13 protein-coding genes are annotated in these 14,824 nt (G+C 41.9%); 8 read left to right on the top strand and 5 right to left on the bottom strand.

From position 1 onward, the window contains the following. Positions 1-36 precede the first annotated feature (36 nt). Positions 37-1,314, bottom strand: a complete 1,278-nt coding sequence (locus tag HZC34_03605; GenBank protein MBI5700919.1) for an adenylosuccinate synthase — start codon at positions 1,312-1,314, stop codon at positions 37-39. Positions 1,315-1,383: 69 nt separating this feature from the next. Between HZC34_03605 and HZC34_03600 the strand changes: the two genes are divergently transcribed. Beyond that, a complete protein-coding gene (locus HZC34_03600; GenBank protein MBI5700918.1) occupies positions 1,384-2,793 on the top strand; it encodes an alpha/beta fold hydrolase in 1,410 nt (469 codons plus the stop codon). A gap of 113 nt (positions 2,794-2,906) precedes the next feature. Here HZC34_03600 and aspS read toward each other — a convergent pair whose 3' ends face one another. Genes aspS through HZC34_03580 form a run of 4 tightly spaced genes read right to left on the bottom strand, consistent with a single transcriptional unit; the run spans position 2,907 to position 6,440 of the window. Then, positions 2,907-4,670 carry an aspartate--tRNA ligase gene (gene aspS, locus HZC34_03595; GenBank protein ID MBI5700917.1) on the bottom strand — a complete coding sequence of 588 codons (1,764 nt, stop codon included), beginning with the start codon at positions 4,668-4,670 and terminating at the stop codon, positions 2,907-2,909. Beyond that, positions 4,667-5,944, bottom strand: coding sequence for a histidine--tRNA ligase (locus HZC34_03590; protein MBI5700916.1), 1,278 nt, complete (start codon positions 5,942-5,944; stop codon positions 4,667-4,669). Before HZC34_03590 ends, aspS begins: the two co-directional genes overlap by 4 nt. Further along, a complete protein-coding gene (locus HZC34_03585) occupies positions 5,944-6,150 on the bottom strand; it encodes a DUF2283 domain-containing protein (protein MBI5700915.1) in 207 nt (68 codons plus the stop codon). The genes HZC34_03590 and HZC34_03585 overlap by 1 nt, the downstream gene beginning before the upstream one ends. Then, positions 6,147-6,440 carry a hypothetical protein gene (locus HZC34_03580; protein MBI5700914.1) on the bottom strand — a complete coding sequence of 98 codons (294 nt, stop codon included), beginning with the start codon at positions 6,438-6,440 and terminating at the stop codon, positions 6,147-6,149. The genes HZC34_03585 and HZC34_03580 overlap by 4 nt, the downstream gene beginning before the upstream one ends. Before the next feature lie 82 nt (positions 6,441-6,522). Between HZC34_03580 and HZC34_03575 the strand changes: the two genes are divergently transcribed. Genes HZC34_03575 through HZC34_03545 form a run of 7 tightly spaced genes read left to right on the top strand, consistent with a single transcriptional unit; the run spans position 6,523 to position 14,824 of the window. Beyond that, on the top strand, positions 6,523-7,575 hold the full coding sequence (locus tag HZC34_03575; protein MBI5700913.1) for a threonine synthase: 1,053 nt from the start codon (positions 6,523-6,525) through the stop codon (positions 7,573-7,575). Between the two features lie 36 nt (positions 7,576-7,611). Then, a complete protein-coding gene (locus HZC34_03570; GenBank protein MBI5700912.1) occupies positions 7,612-8,754 on the top strand; it encodes a hypothetical protein in 1,143 nt (380 codons plus the stop codon). Next, the gene (locus HZC34_03565) at positions 8,741-10,480 is read left to right on the top strand and encodes an ABC transporter ATP-binding protein (protein MBI5700911.1); all 1,740 of its coding nucleotides are present in this window, start codon (positions 8,741-8,743) and stop codon (positions 10,478-10,480) included. Before HZC34_03570 ends, HZC34_03565 begins: the two co-directional genes overlap by 14 nt. Continuing rightward, a complete protein-coding gene (locus HZC34_03560; GenBank protein ID MBI5700910.1) occupies positions 10,455-11,567 on the top strand; it encodes a hypothetical protein in 1,113 nt (370 codons plus the stop codon). The genes HZC34_03565 and HZC34_03560 overlap by 26 nt, the downstream gene beginning before the upstream one ends. Beyond that, positions 11,564-12,667, top strand: coding sequence for a glycosyltransferase family 4 protein (locus tag HZC34_03555; protein MBI5700909.1), 1,104 nt, complete (start codon positions 11,564-11,566; stop codon positions 12,665-12,667). Before HZC34_03560 ends, HZC34_03555 begins: the two co-directional genes overlap by 4 nt. Then, a complete protein-coding gene (locus HZC34_03550; GenBank protein ID MBI5700908.1) occupies positions 12,642-13,658 on the top strand; it encodes a glycosyltransferase family 9 protein in 1,017 nt (338 codons plus the stop codon). Before HZC34_03555 ends, HZC34_03550 begins: the two co-directional genes overlap by 26 nt. Next, positions 13,655-14,824 carry a glycosyltransferase family 4 protein gene (locus HZC34_03545; protein ID MBI5700907.1) on the top strand — a complete coding sequence of 390 codons (1,170 nt, stop codon included), beginning with the start codon at positions 13,655-13,657 and terminating at the stop codon, positions 14,822-14,824. The genes HZC34_03550 and HZC34_03545 overlap by 4 nt, the downstream gene beginning before the upstream one ends.

Raw genomic sequence — 14,824 nt, 5'->3', positions numbered from 1 at the left:
TTGAAATTTCAGTTAAAGAGAGGCTATTTTAGATAACTAAATTTTAATTATCTGGCTTCGTTCGGGCCCAACACTTACAAGTGAGATCCTGGCGCCGGATATTTCGGCCAAACGATCTAAATATTTCTTTGCATGGATAGGCAGTTGGCTATAATCCGTCACTTTTGTTATCTCATGCTTCCATCCGGGGACTTCTTCATATATAGGTTTGCTTCTCTCCAGCGCAAAAATGTCTGTTGGGAAGTTTTTTGTAACTTTACCGTCAACTTCATACGAATTGCATATCTTGATCATGTCAAAACGATCCAAGACATCGAGTTTTGTGATAGCAAGCTGTGTTAATCCGTTTATTCGTGCCGCATGGCGGAGAACAACACCATCAAACCAACCGCATCGTCTTGGACGACCGGTTGTGGCGCCATACTCATGGCCGATCTCGCGAAGTTTTTCACCGTCCCCACCCTCAATCTCGGTCGGGAACGGCCCGCCGCCAACACGTGTCACATAAGCTTTGACTATCCCGAGAACTTCATTTATCGCGGTTGGCGCTACCCCTGACCCTGTACACGCGCCACCTGATGTCGGGCTAGATGATGTTACATATGGATATGTTCCATGGTCTACATCGAGCATTGTCCCCTGCGCGCCTTCGAGAAGAATATTCTTTCTCTTTGCAACCGCATCATTGACCAAGAAAGTTGAATCATCCGTGACATATTGTTTAATAGCATGAGCGTATCCCAAATATTCGTTTAGAATATCCTCTAAGTTATACTTAACTTTCATGTTGTAGAAATTATTGAGCAAGAAGCCTTTTTCGGATAAGTTCCACTCGAGTTTTTCTTTGAGGACTTTATGGTTGTAAAGATCTGTGATCCTGATCCCGCGCCTGTTGAATTTGTCCACATAACAAGGTCCAATACCGCGGCAAGTAGTTCCAATTCTCCCCGCTTCATGCTTCTTTTCTTGTGCGATATCCATATCTTTGTGATATGGAAGAATAACGTGGGCTTGCGACGAGATCCTAAGATTCTCGCAAGAATATCCTTTTCCTTTAAGGAAATCGATTTCTTCAAGAAGGACAGCTGGATCGACCACAACGCCATTTCCTATTACACAGAGTACATTATTATAGAAGATGCCCGATGGGATCAAGTGGAGCTTGAAAACCGCTTCGCCGATCACAACCGTGTGGCCTGCGTTGTTCCCGCCTTGGTAGCGGACGACCATATCCATATCATGGGATAATAGGTCTGTTATCTTCCCTTTCCCTTCGTCTCCCCATTGCGACCCGACAACGATTGTTACTGTCATATAACATCCATTCTAACAATAATAAATACACTGGTCAATTTATGATTATGCCGTGCTAGAATAAAACCAATGAAAAAGATATTGTTCGCCGCGATATTTGTATTGATAACCGGCATGGGAAGCTTTGCCTATGACAAAAGCTTGTGGAACCTGCCCCAAAATATCAATTCAAAGATACTTTTCAGTAAAGTTAAAAACGGGATATCAATAAATGAAATAACCTACGTCAGCAGTTCTTTTGAAGGCAAGCCGGTAACAATATTTGGTTATTTCTGTTATCCAAAAAAACTTCGGCCTTGGGGTATGCCAGGAGTTGTATTGGTCCACGGAGGCGCAGGCGGAGCGGATGCTTCATACGCTGTTAGTTTGGCAAAAAGAGGATACGCGGCACTTTCGATCGACCTTCCGGGCCATGGATTTAGAAGAAAAGCATCAAGGTCAACGGGTCCCGACATGGACGTCCCGATATTATTCAGGGTAGAACCCGACCTTTCATATAATTACCTGTATCATGCGGTGCGCGCCGCGAGATGCGGCATAACTTTCTTGGAACAACAATCCTTTGTGAATAAGAGAATTGCAATGGTAGGCGTATCTTGGGGCGGAGTGATCACTCTTTTATCCAATGGGACGGATGACCGTTTGGCGGCGGCTGTCCCGGTGTTCGGGTCGGGATTCTTGGATGAAGGGTCAACTTGGCAGGAATGGTTCGATAAAAGATTAACCTCGACAGAATTAAAAATTTACAACAGCAGCTTTGACGCTAGGCAATATTTAAAAACCCAGCACGCACCCCTTTACTATATTACAGGTACCAACGACCATTGTTTTTATTTGCCAAATTTTATCAGATCCTACCAGTCGATCGAAGTCGAATGTACTTTGTCTTTATTTGCGAACATTAAACATAATATCCTTCCAAACATGAAAAATACGATATTTAAGTGGGTCGATCACAAATTAAAAGGGGGGAAAGGGTTCCCGACGATTTCGATCGAGAATGTTTTCAGGTCCGGGAACAACGTCATATTTAAATTATCAGCGGATGGGTCGGATGAGATAACATCGGTTAAATTATTTTATTCGGTTTCGAGTGTCGACCGATGGACGGCAAAAGTTTGGAGATCGATAAAAGCCAGTACCATTAACGGAAAATATGTTGTAAGCATCCCTATCAAAACTCTTTATCCGGAAATCATTTTTTATGCGGCGGCATTCGATAAAAAGGGGGCTCAGAACTCATCGCCGATTTTTGCTTCTTTTCGGATAATTACAAGCGACGGCCGAGACATGGTAATTACAACAGAGCCAATAGACAAGATATTCGAGCACAAATTGTCAAGAAATGCTTGGGCTGACATTTTAAACAAAATGCCCGATTTCAAGGAAAGCACAATGCCGCTAAACTATGCGTGGAAGATTGGAAAGCTTAAAAAATCGAAAGACGCATATTACTTAAAAATAAATCCTAATATCTAAATCCGAAATCCTAAACAAACCCCAAATCATACTATCTAATGACCAAAACTGTTTTGAAGATTTGAATTTTTGAATTGAATATTGTTTAGTATTTCGATATTAGTATTTAGAGTTTATATCAATCTGATATGGGCGTCTTTTAACTGCATCGGATCAACAATATCCGGTGCGCCGCTCATAGGATCGCTTGCCGATTGTGTTTTTGGGAAAGCAATTACATCCCTTATCGAATCCATACCCGCCAGCATCATGACCATTCGATCTAAACCTAAAGCAATGCCGCCGTGTGGAGGAGCGCCAAATTCCAGCGCTTCCAGAAGAAATCCAAATCTTCTGCGGGCTTCTTCTTCGGAAAATCCCAAGATCTTGAGTATTTTCTGCTGGATATCTGTCCTATGGATACGAATAGACCCGCCGCCAAGCTCAATTCCGTTCAATACGAAATCATAAGCCTGCGCCCTCATCTTTGATGGATCTTTTGCAAACCTTTCTTCAATATCATCAAGGGTCCCTTGAGGTAGCGTGAAAGGATGATGGCGCGAAACCCATCGTTTTTCGACATCCGAGTGTTCAAACAACGGGAAATCGATGACCCATAAGAAATTAAATTTTGTATTATCTAGAAGATCCAGTTTTCGAGCGAGTTCTAATCTAACAGCGCCAAGAACAGAACACGCTATCTCAAATATATCCGCCGCGAATAGAAGAACATCGCCTGTTTCAGCTTTTGCCCTTGTAAATATCAATTCTAATTCTTCCGACTTAAAGAATTTGGCTATGGGGGATTTAACTCCATCTGATGTCAGGTTCATCCAAGCCAAACCCTTTGCACCATATTCTTTTGCATGGGCTTCGAGCTTTTCAAGATCGGTCCTTGATAAAAGCTTTTCTCCGCCTTTAACATTGATACACTTAACAACCCCGCCCTTTTCAACGGTTTTGGCGAATATTAAAAATCCAGTGTCAACGACAAGGTCGGAGATATCGACGAGCTCCATTCCACAGCGGGTATCGGGCTTATCCGATCCGTATTTATTCATCGCGTCATCCCAAGTCAATCGAGGGAACGGAAGCTCGATCTTTCTTCCGATTTTTTCAAACGTATGCTTCATCATCGCTTCAATAACGTTGATGACATCCTCGCGGGTAACAAACGACATTTCGATGTCTAATTGTGTAAATTCGGGCTGGCGGTCGGCTCGAAGATCTTCGTCCCTAAAGCACCTGACAACTTGAAAGTATTTTTCCATGCCGGACACCATAAGCAATTGCTTGAATAACTGGGGCGATTGAGGGAGCGCAAAAAACTTTCCCGGATTCAATCTGCTTGGCACCAAGAAATCCCTTGCGCCTTCCGGCGTTGATTTCGTTAAGTATGGGGTTTCGATCTCTAAAAATCCTTGGTTATCGAGATAATCCGCCATTGATTTTATTATCCTGTGGCGGAAGATCAAATTCTCTCGCATTTTGTCTTTTCTAAGGTCAAGATATCTATATTTCAATCTGACCATTTCATCGGGCTCGGTTGTCGCATCGGCAATTTCAAAAGGTGGAGTTTTTGACATGTTTAATATTTCAAGATGGCTTGCGATAACCTCTATCTCGCCGGTCAATATATTCTTATTGACAGCTTCCGGAGCACGAGCTGCGACTTTTCCGCTAATTTGCACAACAAATTCTGAACGAAGCTTCGATGCTTCCGCTATTAGTTTTTTATCTTTGGCGTAAAAAACAACTTGGACTAGCCCCGTCCTGTCGCGAAGGTCGATAAAAATCAGTCCGCCATGGTCGCGCCTTCTGTGGACCCAACCCAAAAGATAAACCTCGGAATCTATATGCGATGATCTTAGTTCTCCGTTATTATTTGTTCGCTTCATAGCAGATTTATCCTTTCCAACATTTTAGGTATGGGTATTGATTCCTGGGTCGCCTTTTCCATGTTTCGCAGGATCAAATTCCCAGATTTTAATTCGTCATCCCCAATTATTATCACGTATTTTGCCTTTAACCTGTCGGCTTCTTTCAATTGAGACTTCAAATTGCGCGAAAAATAATCAATTTCGGCAATCCTTCCCATTTTACGGATCTTCTGCAACAGATCCATTGCGGCTTTTTGAGCATCATCTCCAAGCGCTGCAATATAAATTAGTTTTCGAGATGCGCCGTGCCTGCCGGCAGGCAGGTGATGCGTGATGAGAGATGCGTTTTTTAGTATCTCTGCAAGCCTATCGATGCCAAAAGCAAAACCAACAGCCGGGACCGAAGATCCGCCTAGTTCTGAAACTAGATCATCATATCGTCCCCCGCCGCAGATGGCATTTTGGGCGCCAAGCTGTTTTGAGATTATCTCAAATGTAGTTCCGGTATAATAATCAAGCCCGCGGACCAATCTTTTGTTTATTTTATACTTGATATTAGATAGGTCCAAATTTGAAATAACTTTTTCAAGATGGTCTTTGCATTCGGAACATAGGCTATCAAATACTGCCGGAGCTTTTTCTATATATTCTTTGCATTGCGGGTTTTTGCAATCAAAAATCCTCAATGGATTATGTTCCGCCCTGTTCTTGCAATCTTCGCACATCTCTTCCAGATGGGTTGAAAAATGGCTCTTAACATTTTCAAGATATGCCGGTCTGCATTTTTCACAGCCGACAGAATTAAGATCAACTTCGAGGTCTTGTATGCCAAGGTGCGAAAGGATCTCATGCGCAAGGATGATAATTTCGGCATCTAACGCGGGATCTTTGGGGCCAAATGCCTCAACACCAGCTTGGTAAAATTGGCGATAACGCCCTGCTTGCGGCCTCTCGTATCTAAACATCGGGCCGACATAATAGAGTTTGGTTATTCTATTTGCCGAAATTAGGTTGTTTTGTACCGCCGCTCGGACAACAGGAGCCGTCGCTTCAGGTCTTAATGTTAAACTTCTTTCCCCCTTATCGGTAAAAGTGTACATTTCTTTTGAAACTATATCGGTTTCCTGTCCAATTGAGCGCGTAAATAACTCTGTCGCTTCAAAAATTGGGGTTCTTATCTCGTGATAATTGTATAATTCAAAGAGAGTTTTGCATGTATTTTCTATTGCGTGCCAAACGGGCATATCTTCAGGCAAAATGTCGCGAGTGCCGCGCTGTGATGAATATTTCATTATGCTCTTTTTAGATGGGCTTTTTTAATAAATTGGCTTAAAGATCTTGAGGCATCAAGAATTTCGATCCCTATCACTTTTTTATTTTTATCCAATTCGACATTTACACCCTTGGCAACTTCGACAAACTCTTCTTCTGCGCCTTTTTTGGTGACAATATAGAGGACATCGCTATCGCTGTCAAAATAAACGTTTGGTTTTTTCATTTCCTAACCCACCTCCTGCTAATAACCCGATTTTCTTTTTGCCCATGCTTTAAAGGATGGATCGTAACCACATCGAGGACCTTATTTTCAAAATCTTCTTTATAAACTACCGCAAAATTGCGCTTTTTCCCTTTATATTTTCCTGATCCCAGGGCGATCAAATAATGAGTAATTGTATCATAATATCGTTCAATGGCATAAATCAGAATATCTTTCGCCAAATCGTAAGGCAGTTCCCTGATCTTTATCCTTTCCCTCAAGTGATTTGAATATCTAATTTTCCAGGACATTTGTTAAAGATTATAACATGGAAATTGCGAGGCGAACAATAAACTCTTGCCCCTTGCCCCTTGACCCTATATAATTGAAACAATGCGATACCAAGGCGTCGTCGAAACTTATAGAAAATATCTTCCGGTTACGGATGACACTCCTATTGTTACATTTTACGAAGGGAATACCCCGTTAATTTTTGCAAAAAACCTGTCGGAAACTACTAGATGCCAAGTTTATTTGAAATACGAGGGCGCAAACCCTACGGGATCGTTTAAGGACAGGGGAATGTGCCTGGCGATCTCAAAAGCACTTGAAAAAAAGAGAAAAGCTGTCATTTGCGCGTCAACAGGAAATACTTCGGCATCCGCCGCAGCATATTCCGCTAAAGCCGGGCTTGATTGCGTAGTAATTATACCAAAAGGCAAGATCGCTCTTGGAAAACTAGCTCAAGCTATGATGTATGGAGCAAAAATATTTGAAGTAGACGGCAATTTTGACCAGGCCTTGAATTTGGTCAAAGAACTCGGCGAAAAATACCCGATAGAGATTGTAAACTCGATCAATCCTTATAGAATAGAAGGCCAAAAAACCGGAGCGTTTGAGCTTTGCGACCAATTGGAAGCCGTTCCGGATTATCAATTTATCCCTGTCGGCAATGCGGGGAATATTACTGCGTATTGGAAGGGTTATAAAGAATATTATACCGCAAAGCAAATAAGCAAATTGCCAAAAATGATGGGATTCCAAGCTGCCGGCGCCGCCCCTATCGTTTTAGGACACCCGATCGAAAAGCCTGAAACGATAGCTACTGCAATTCGGATCGGGAACCCGGCTTCTTGGAAAGGCGCAGTCGCCGCCGCCGAGGAATCGAATGGATCAATATCATCGGTAACAGATGAAGAAATACTCAAAGCCTACAATTTAATTGCTTCAACCGAAGGGGTTTTTTGCGAACCGGCATCGGCAGCATCAGTCGCGGGTCTCCTGAAATATCGAAATGAAAAAAAGATCCCCGATGGATCGGTAATAGTTTGCATCCTAACAGGCCATGGGCTTAAAGACCCAGACGTTGCTGTCAAACATTCAACATTAAAACCAAAAAATGTCCCTTGCAAAGCTCAAGCTATCGTATCCGAATTAAGCTACTAAAGCCCCCTATTTTTTGGTATAATATAGAGTATAAACATGACAGATATTGATATCATTCTTGTCGCAAATAGCCCGGGCGAACTCTCCGCATTAGTAAGGCCAATTGCCCAAAAATTCAAAGAGAAAGCGCATAATGCCCGCATTATAGTGTTCTTGACCCCATGCCAATATTCATCGGGCAACGAGATTGAATATGTGAAGAACTATGTTTTAGCCGATGCGATAGTTACGGCCGATCAATACAAAAAATGGCTGATCGGCGGACAATTGCCTAATAATCTTTCTTTAAAGTATAAGGGCATAGTTTTATTTTTGGGCGGAGATTTGCTTCACGCAACTCTTATTTCCAAAAAGCTTGGATACAAAGCCTACGCGTATCTGGCTAACAAAACCGTTTCTTGGACAATGGCTTTTGAAAAGTTCTTCGTCCCCTATCGCAAATTATTCAAGAACAAGATCCCCGAACAAAAACTTATCGAAGTATCAGACCTAATGGCGGAACCAATGCCGACTCTTTCAAAAGAAGCTTCCAAAGAAAAATGGAAGATAGAAAGCTCCAGAAAAGTTATTGCCATGATGCCTGGGAGCCGACTTTGGGAAATAAAACATTTATTGCCATTATACGCAAAGATCGGACAGATCCTCAAAAAAACAGATCCGGATATATTGCTTATGCTTATCGTTTCGCCATTCACTTCAATGAAAGATATCGAATCATTCAAAGAACACGCGATTTTCGATGTTTTCACGCCATTTGATTCAATTACAGCCGCAGAGCTAGTGGTAACGATCCCGGGAACGAACACTGCGCAAATTGCGGCCCTTGGATTGCCAATGCTTGTCATCTTCCCGCTTGATAAACCCGAAGATATTCCACTTGAAGGGCTCGCCCATTACATAACATCGATCCCTATTTTAGGGTATGCTATAAAGAAAATATTAGTTAAAATCGCCAATTCACGGACAAAATATTTCGCACTTCCTAACATTTTAGCCGATGACGAGCTTGTCCCCGAGATCAGGGGCAAGATCGACCCAGAAAATACGGCGGACAAGATATTAGAAATGCTTAACGATAAAGATTGTTTGGATACTACTTCGCGTAATCTTAAAGATCTGTTGAAGCCGTCGAATTCATCCGAGAAGATCGTACAAACAATATTAAATGAAAACCTTTAAAAGACTGCTTTCATATATTAAAACTTATAACAAAGAAGTAGCCACGGCTATTCTATGCATGGCAATATTCGCGATGGCGAACATTTCGATAATTCCCCTGGTGGGCAAAATATCCGAAGCGATCGGGAATAAGGATTTTGGCCTTTTAAATATCATAGCGCTTTCGGCCCTTGTAGTATATTTTTTTAGGGGTCTTGCGGCATACGGGCAAGGATACCTTATGAATTTTGTGGGATACAGGGTCGTAACGGACTTGAGGCTTCAGGTTTATCGCCATATGCAGGATATGTCCTTTGATTTTTTCGCTAAATGGCGGACTGGAGATCTATTGTCCAGGCTATTGTCCGACATCCAAAACATACAATCAGTCATCGTTAACACTATAACCGAAATGACCCCGAATATCTTGACGCTTTTTGGCGTATTGGCATATTTGTGCTACCTAAATTGGCATTTAACTCTTATTACAATTACCGTGATCCCGATCTTGGGATTATTCATAACCCATTTTGGCAACCAAATGCACAAAGTTTCCCATAGCGCGCAAAGCAAAGTGGCCGATGTCTCATCTATACTTCAGGAAAAAGTTTCAGGAATTAGAGTTGTAAAATCTTTCGCGATGGAAAAACATGAGGTCGAAAAATTCAGGCTCGAGAACGAAAATAATTTCTGGATACTGATGAAACAGGCGCAAATATACGCGACCCAAACGCCTCTCCTGTCCTTTATCCAAATGTTCGTGATACTAACATTGATCTGGTACGGGGGACTTGAGGTTGTCGCAGGACGACTTTCAAGCGCGAACTTAATAGCTTTTTTCACGGGGATCGCACTTCTAGCTGATCCAGTTTCCCGCCTTGGGTCTATTTCAACATCCATTCAATCGGCAATGGCATCGGCCGAAAGGGTTTTTGAGGTTATCGACATCAAGCCGACAGTAGTGGAAAAAGCCGACGCAAAACATCTCGAAAACATCGACGGAAATGTCGAATTTAAAAATGTTTATTTTTCATATGACGACAAAGTTCCCGTTTTAAAAGATATCAGCTTCAAGATGAACGCCGGAGAAATAATAGCCCTCGTGGGAAGGTCCGGATCCGGGAAATCGACAATGGTAAACCTTCTCCCGAGATTTTACGATGTAATTTCCGGCCAAATATTGATCGACGGCAACGATGTCCGAGACCTGAAAATTTTCGATATACGCAGGTTTATGGGCCTTGTGCCGCAGGAAACGATATTATTTTCTGGGTCGATAAAGGACAATATTCTCTATGCAAAGATCGACGCGACGGACAGAGAAATAGAACAAGCGGCTAAAATGGCCAATGCACACGACTTTATAAGCGCCCTTCAGGAAAAATATGAGACATTGGTCGGAGAAAGAGGAGTTAGGCTATCCGGCGGAGAAAAGCAAAGGATCGCAATAGCGCGAGCACTTTTGAGGGATCCGAGGATACTTATATTCGACGAAGCAACCTCCTCCCTTGACACGGAATCTGAAAAGCTTGTCCAGGACGCCATAGACAAGCTCATGAAAAACCGCACGACTTTTGTCATAGCCCATAGGCTGTCCACTGTCCAGCATGCCGACAAGATCATCGTTCTGGATTCGGGAAGGATAATTGAATCGGGGACACACTCCGAATTGATAGCAGGTGGCGGGCTTTACAAAAAGCTCTACGACCTCCAATTTAAAGATGAAAAAAATTCTATTTCTCACTAACGGACACGGTGAAGACCAAACTGCGGCAAGGATAATAAAAAACCTGCCCCAGGGATTTGATATTTCAGTTTACCCTCTTGTAGGTGAAGGGTTAGAATTCAAAGATCTAAATGTGAAAATTCTCGAACCAAGGCGAGCTCTTCCTGGTGGAGGGTTTTCTTTAAGGAATTTCTTCGCCCTGCCAAAAGATCTAATTAATGGGCTTTTCACTTTATTCCATTCGCAAATAAAGAAACTTATCTCTCTAAGAGGAGAATTCGACCTTGTTGTGTCGATCGGGGATTTTGTCCCAATTGTCGGAGCGCTTCTTACGAGAACTCCATTTATCTTTGTCGGCGTCAACAAATCCGAATACTATCACTCTCTGGGATTCAATTACACTTTTTTCGAAAAATATATTTTGAAGAAATATGCGAAAAAAGTTTACGCTCGAGATGAAATAACAGCCGAAAGCCTAAAGAAATATGGAATAAACGCTATTTATGCGGGAAATCCTCTTATGGATGGGCTTACCCCCACTGCCCCTTCGGGACATCTCCCCCTTGCTAAGGGGGAGAGAAGAGAGAGGGTAATTGGATTCCTCCCAGGTACAAGGGAAGCCGATATTGACAGGAATATTGAAGATTTTGAAAAAATCTTGATTGAATTAAAAAAAATCGACAATAAGCTCAACTTTCTGCTGGCTTTAACAAGCTCGAAACCGCGACGCTTGTCCCGATTCCCACATCGGGATTTAGTCGCAGGTTTTGACATAAAGCCTTTTGAAGACGTAATTTATAGCTCCGATGTAGTTATTGGGCTATCAGGGACGGGGAACGAACAAGCGGCAGGGATCGGAAAACCAGTCGTGGCATTTGTCGGTCGTGGATCACAATACAACAAGAAATTTGCCCGAGCACAAAAACAATTGCTAGGCGAGGCGCTAGCTTTAACAAAAAGGGAGCCTGTAAAAGTCGCTGAAGAGGTTTGGGAAATACTAAACGACAAACAGCGGCAGGAATATATGGCGAATACGGGGCAAAAGCGCATGGGGGTTGTGGGATCGGTTATAAAAATATCTCATGACATATCGGATATGTTAAAGTGAGGGAAACAAAAGTACTATTTATCTGGCATGCCGCGGTCGTTGAAACTTATCAAAAATATATCGCGGAACTTGCCGAGCATAACGACCTGGAAATAACCCTCCTCATGCCGAAAGGAAATGTCGAAGGCAGCCGATATGTCGAGGCTTTCATCCCAAAAAATGCGAAATACAAGATCATAGTGGGATATCTTTTTTATCCCAAAGATATCTTGATCGGATTCTATCCCCTTCTGCCCTACTATCTGTTCAAGGTCAAACCCGACATAATCCATATGTTCGAAGAGCCATGGCACAATATAGCGGCCTATATGGACTTATGGTCAAGCATTATATGCCCCAAGGCAAAATTAATTTTCCAAACATTCCAAAACCAAGTTGAAGAATACCAAAAAAGCTGGATTCGGACGCAAAATTGGACTTTTAAAAGATCGTCGGCAGCCATTGCATGTGCGGAAGAAATGAAAGATGTGCTTCTCCATTGGGGATACAAAAAACCTATCCATGTGGTATATCCCGGGATAGAAACAAAATTATTCTCACCGCAAGACCCTGCTCGTATAAAGGATAAACTTGGGCTAAAAGAATTCACTATCGGATATTTTGGCAGAATGATCAAAGAAAAAGGAATTGAAGACCTTATCGCAGCATGCAAAAAACTTGCTTTCCATTATAAACTTATGTTCATCGGCAACGGCCCCGACCGAGAATATTTCAAGAGCATAGCTCAAAACGCAACTTTTATCGATGCCGTAACGCCAAACGAGATCAACGAATACTATTCCGCATTGGATGTTTTTGTATTGCCATCAAGAACTACAAAAAATTGGAAAGAGCAATTTGGAAGAGTATTGGTTGAAGCCATGCTTTGCGGAGTTCCCGTGATCGGCTCATCGTCAGGCGAGATCCCAAAAGTAATAGGCAATGCAGGGCTTGTCTTCAAAGAGAAAGATCCAAACGATCTTGCATTAAAGATCACAAGCATCAGGCAAGATCCGGGACTAGCGCGTTCTCTTACAACAAACGGCCTATCTCGCGGCAAGATTTTTGACTGGAAGATAGTTGCAGACAAGGTATATGAAGCTTATAAAAGCCTATCCTAAAAAAATACTTCTTATTCGCCCTGAAATGATGGGCGATACGATCCTTTTAACCCCTATCGCTTCCGCCATAAAATCAAAATTCCCAAAGACGAAGGTCTATATCCTTTTACAGCATCCAATGGAGGAAATAATCAAGAATAACAGCGATTTTGACGGGTTCATGTTAAAGCAAGATTTTATTCCTATGCTTAACGAAGTCAAGAAAGAGGCATTTGATCTTGCAATAAATTTCGAGGACAATCCAAGGCCGGAATACGCATTATTGATGCTTCTCGCCGGGATCCCTCATAGGATAGGCGACAAAAACAGGCTTCTGTACGGATGGATATATAATTATGGCGTATATATTAATTCCGGGAATGATACGAAACACCATATCGAACTTTATTCAAGATTATTAGGTTCGCTTGGGATAACAGAATGCGATTTCCCGCTTAGGATCGATCTCGACAAATCGGCTGACAGCAAAATATCAAGCTTATTGCCGCCAAAAGACATAGATGAAAAGTTTATAGGCATTCACATAGGTACTGGCGGCGGCAATCGAGCCTTGCTTCCCGAAACTTATGCCAAGATATCCGACCTATTACAAGAAAAATTATCCTGCAAAGTATTCTTATTCGGCGGAGAAAGAGAAAAGGAGATGCTAACAACAATTAAGAATTACACAAAGGATCCCCATATTGATCTTGTGGCAAACCTGTCGATCCAAGAATTATTCTCTGCAATAAGCAAGATGGACGTTTTTATTGGTGTTGATTCGGGGCCAATGCACGCGGCGGCGGCTCTAAAAGTTCCTGTTGCCGCTATTTATACCGCAAACGACGTGAAGCCGATAAGATGGTCCCCTTGGATGGATCGGAATATAATTATAAGAAGCAAAAACGATTGTAAGCTGAAATGTTCGCACAGGGAATGCACAAAAAACTATTGCCTAGAGGTAATTAAACCAGAAGAACTTGTTGCCGCAGCGAAAGAATTATTAAAATGAGTAAAATATTATTATTAGTGGACTTCCCTTTGAGCAATAACATGTCGGGGCCGATCCTTCGATATTATGAACTTTCAAAAGCATTATCAAAATTCCACGATGTGACGTTGTCGGGAGAATATGTTGAAAAAGATTTCACGCCTCCTTCCGCTGTCAAAGTTTTAAAGATTGCAGCTTTCAAGTATATTAATTTTATTCTGAAAGCATCCATTCCCAATCCTGAGTTTATTGAAGCGCTAAATCAATATGACTTTATCATCACCCACGGCAGGATTTTGCGCGCAATAGGTTTATCTAAGATCAAAACACCTCTAATTATCGATCTTTATGGCCCATGGTTTATCGAAGATATTGCCTCAGGAAAAAAGATCGACCACAAACAAAGTATGAGAGGGATAAAAGACCTTCTCCTCGCAGGAGAGTACTTTATTTGCGCCAACGAAAAACAAAAAGACATGTATATCGGCATGATGCTTATGGCAGGAATTGCCGACGCGAACTTGGACGATAAAGTTGGCATCGTTCCCATTGGTATTCCCAAAGATGCTCCCAATCAAACAAAAAAAGCAATAAAAGGCATTATTCCCGGAATAAGTGAAAGCGACAAAGTTGTTCTCTGGTGGGGCGGAATATGGGAATGGCTGGATCCTTTAACTCCGATCAAAGCTTTAAAGATCATTTCGAAAACTAGATCCGATATCAAATTAGTGTTTAAAGGCCCTTCAAGATCAGCACTAAAAGCCATCCAATTGGCAAAAGAGCTTGGATTGTTCAATAAACAAATATTTTTTATTAACGAATTGACGCCATATTCCGAAAGAGCAAATTGGCTGCTGGAGTCTGATATAGGCATCGTATCGCATCAAAATAATATTGAAACAAGATATGCATGGAGAACGAGAGCGCTTGATTATATTTGGGCTGGACTTCCAATTATAACAACCGATGGGGACCCGATAAGCCAATTGGTAAAAGACAATCATTTGGGAAAAGTTGTTCCCGCAAATGCTCTGCAAGCATATGCTTCCGCAATATTGTCATTGCTTGATAATTCGGAAGATTATAACAAAATAAAACAAAACATCAAAGATTTTGGCCCAGACTTATATTGGGGCAATATCATTGACTCTATTAATAAATTTTGCAAGAAAGAGTATACTAGCTAA

This window comes from Candidatus Saganbacteria bacterium (assembly GCA_016223245.1).
Lineage (GTDB): Bacteria > Margulisbacteria > WOR-1 > XYC2-FULL-46-14 > XYC2-FULL-37-10 > JACRPL01.
Note: the sequence above shows the minus strand (reverse complement) of the source record. Positions and strands in the feature narration are given on the sequence as shown.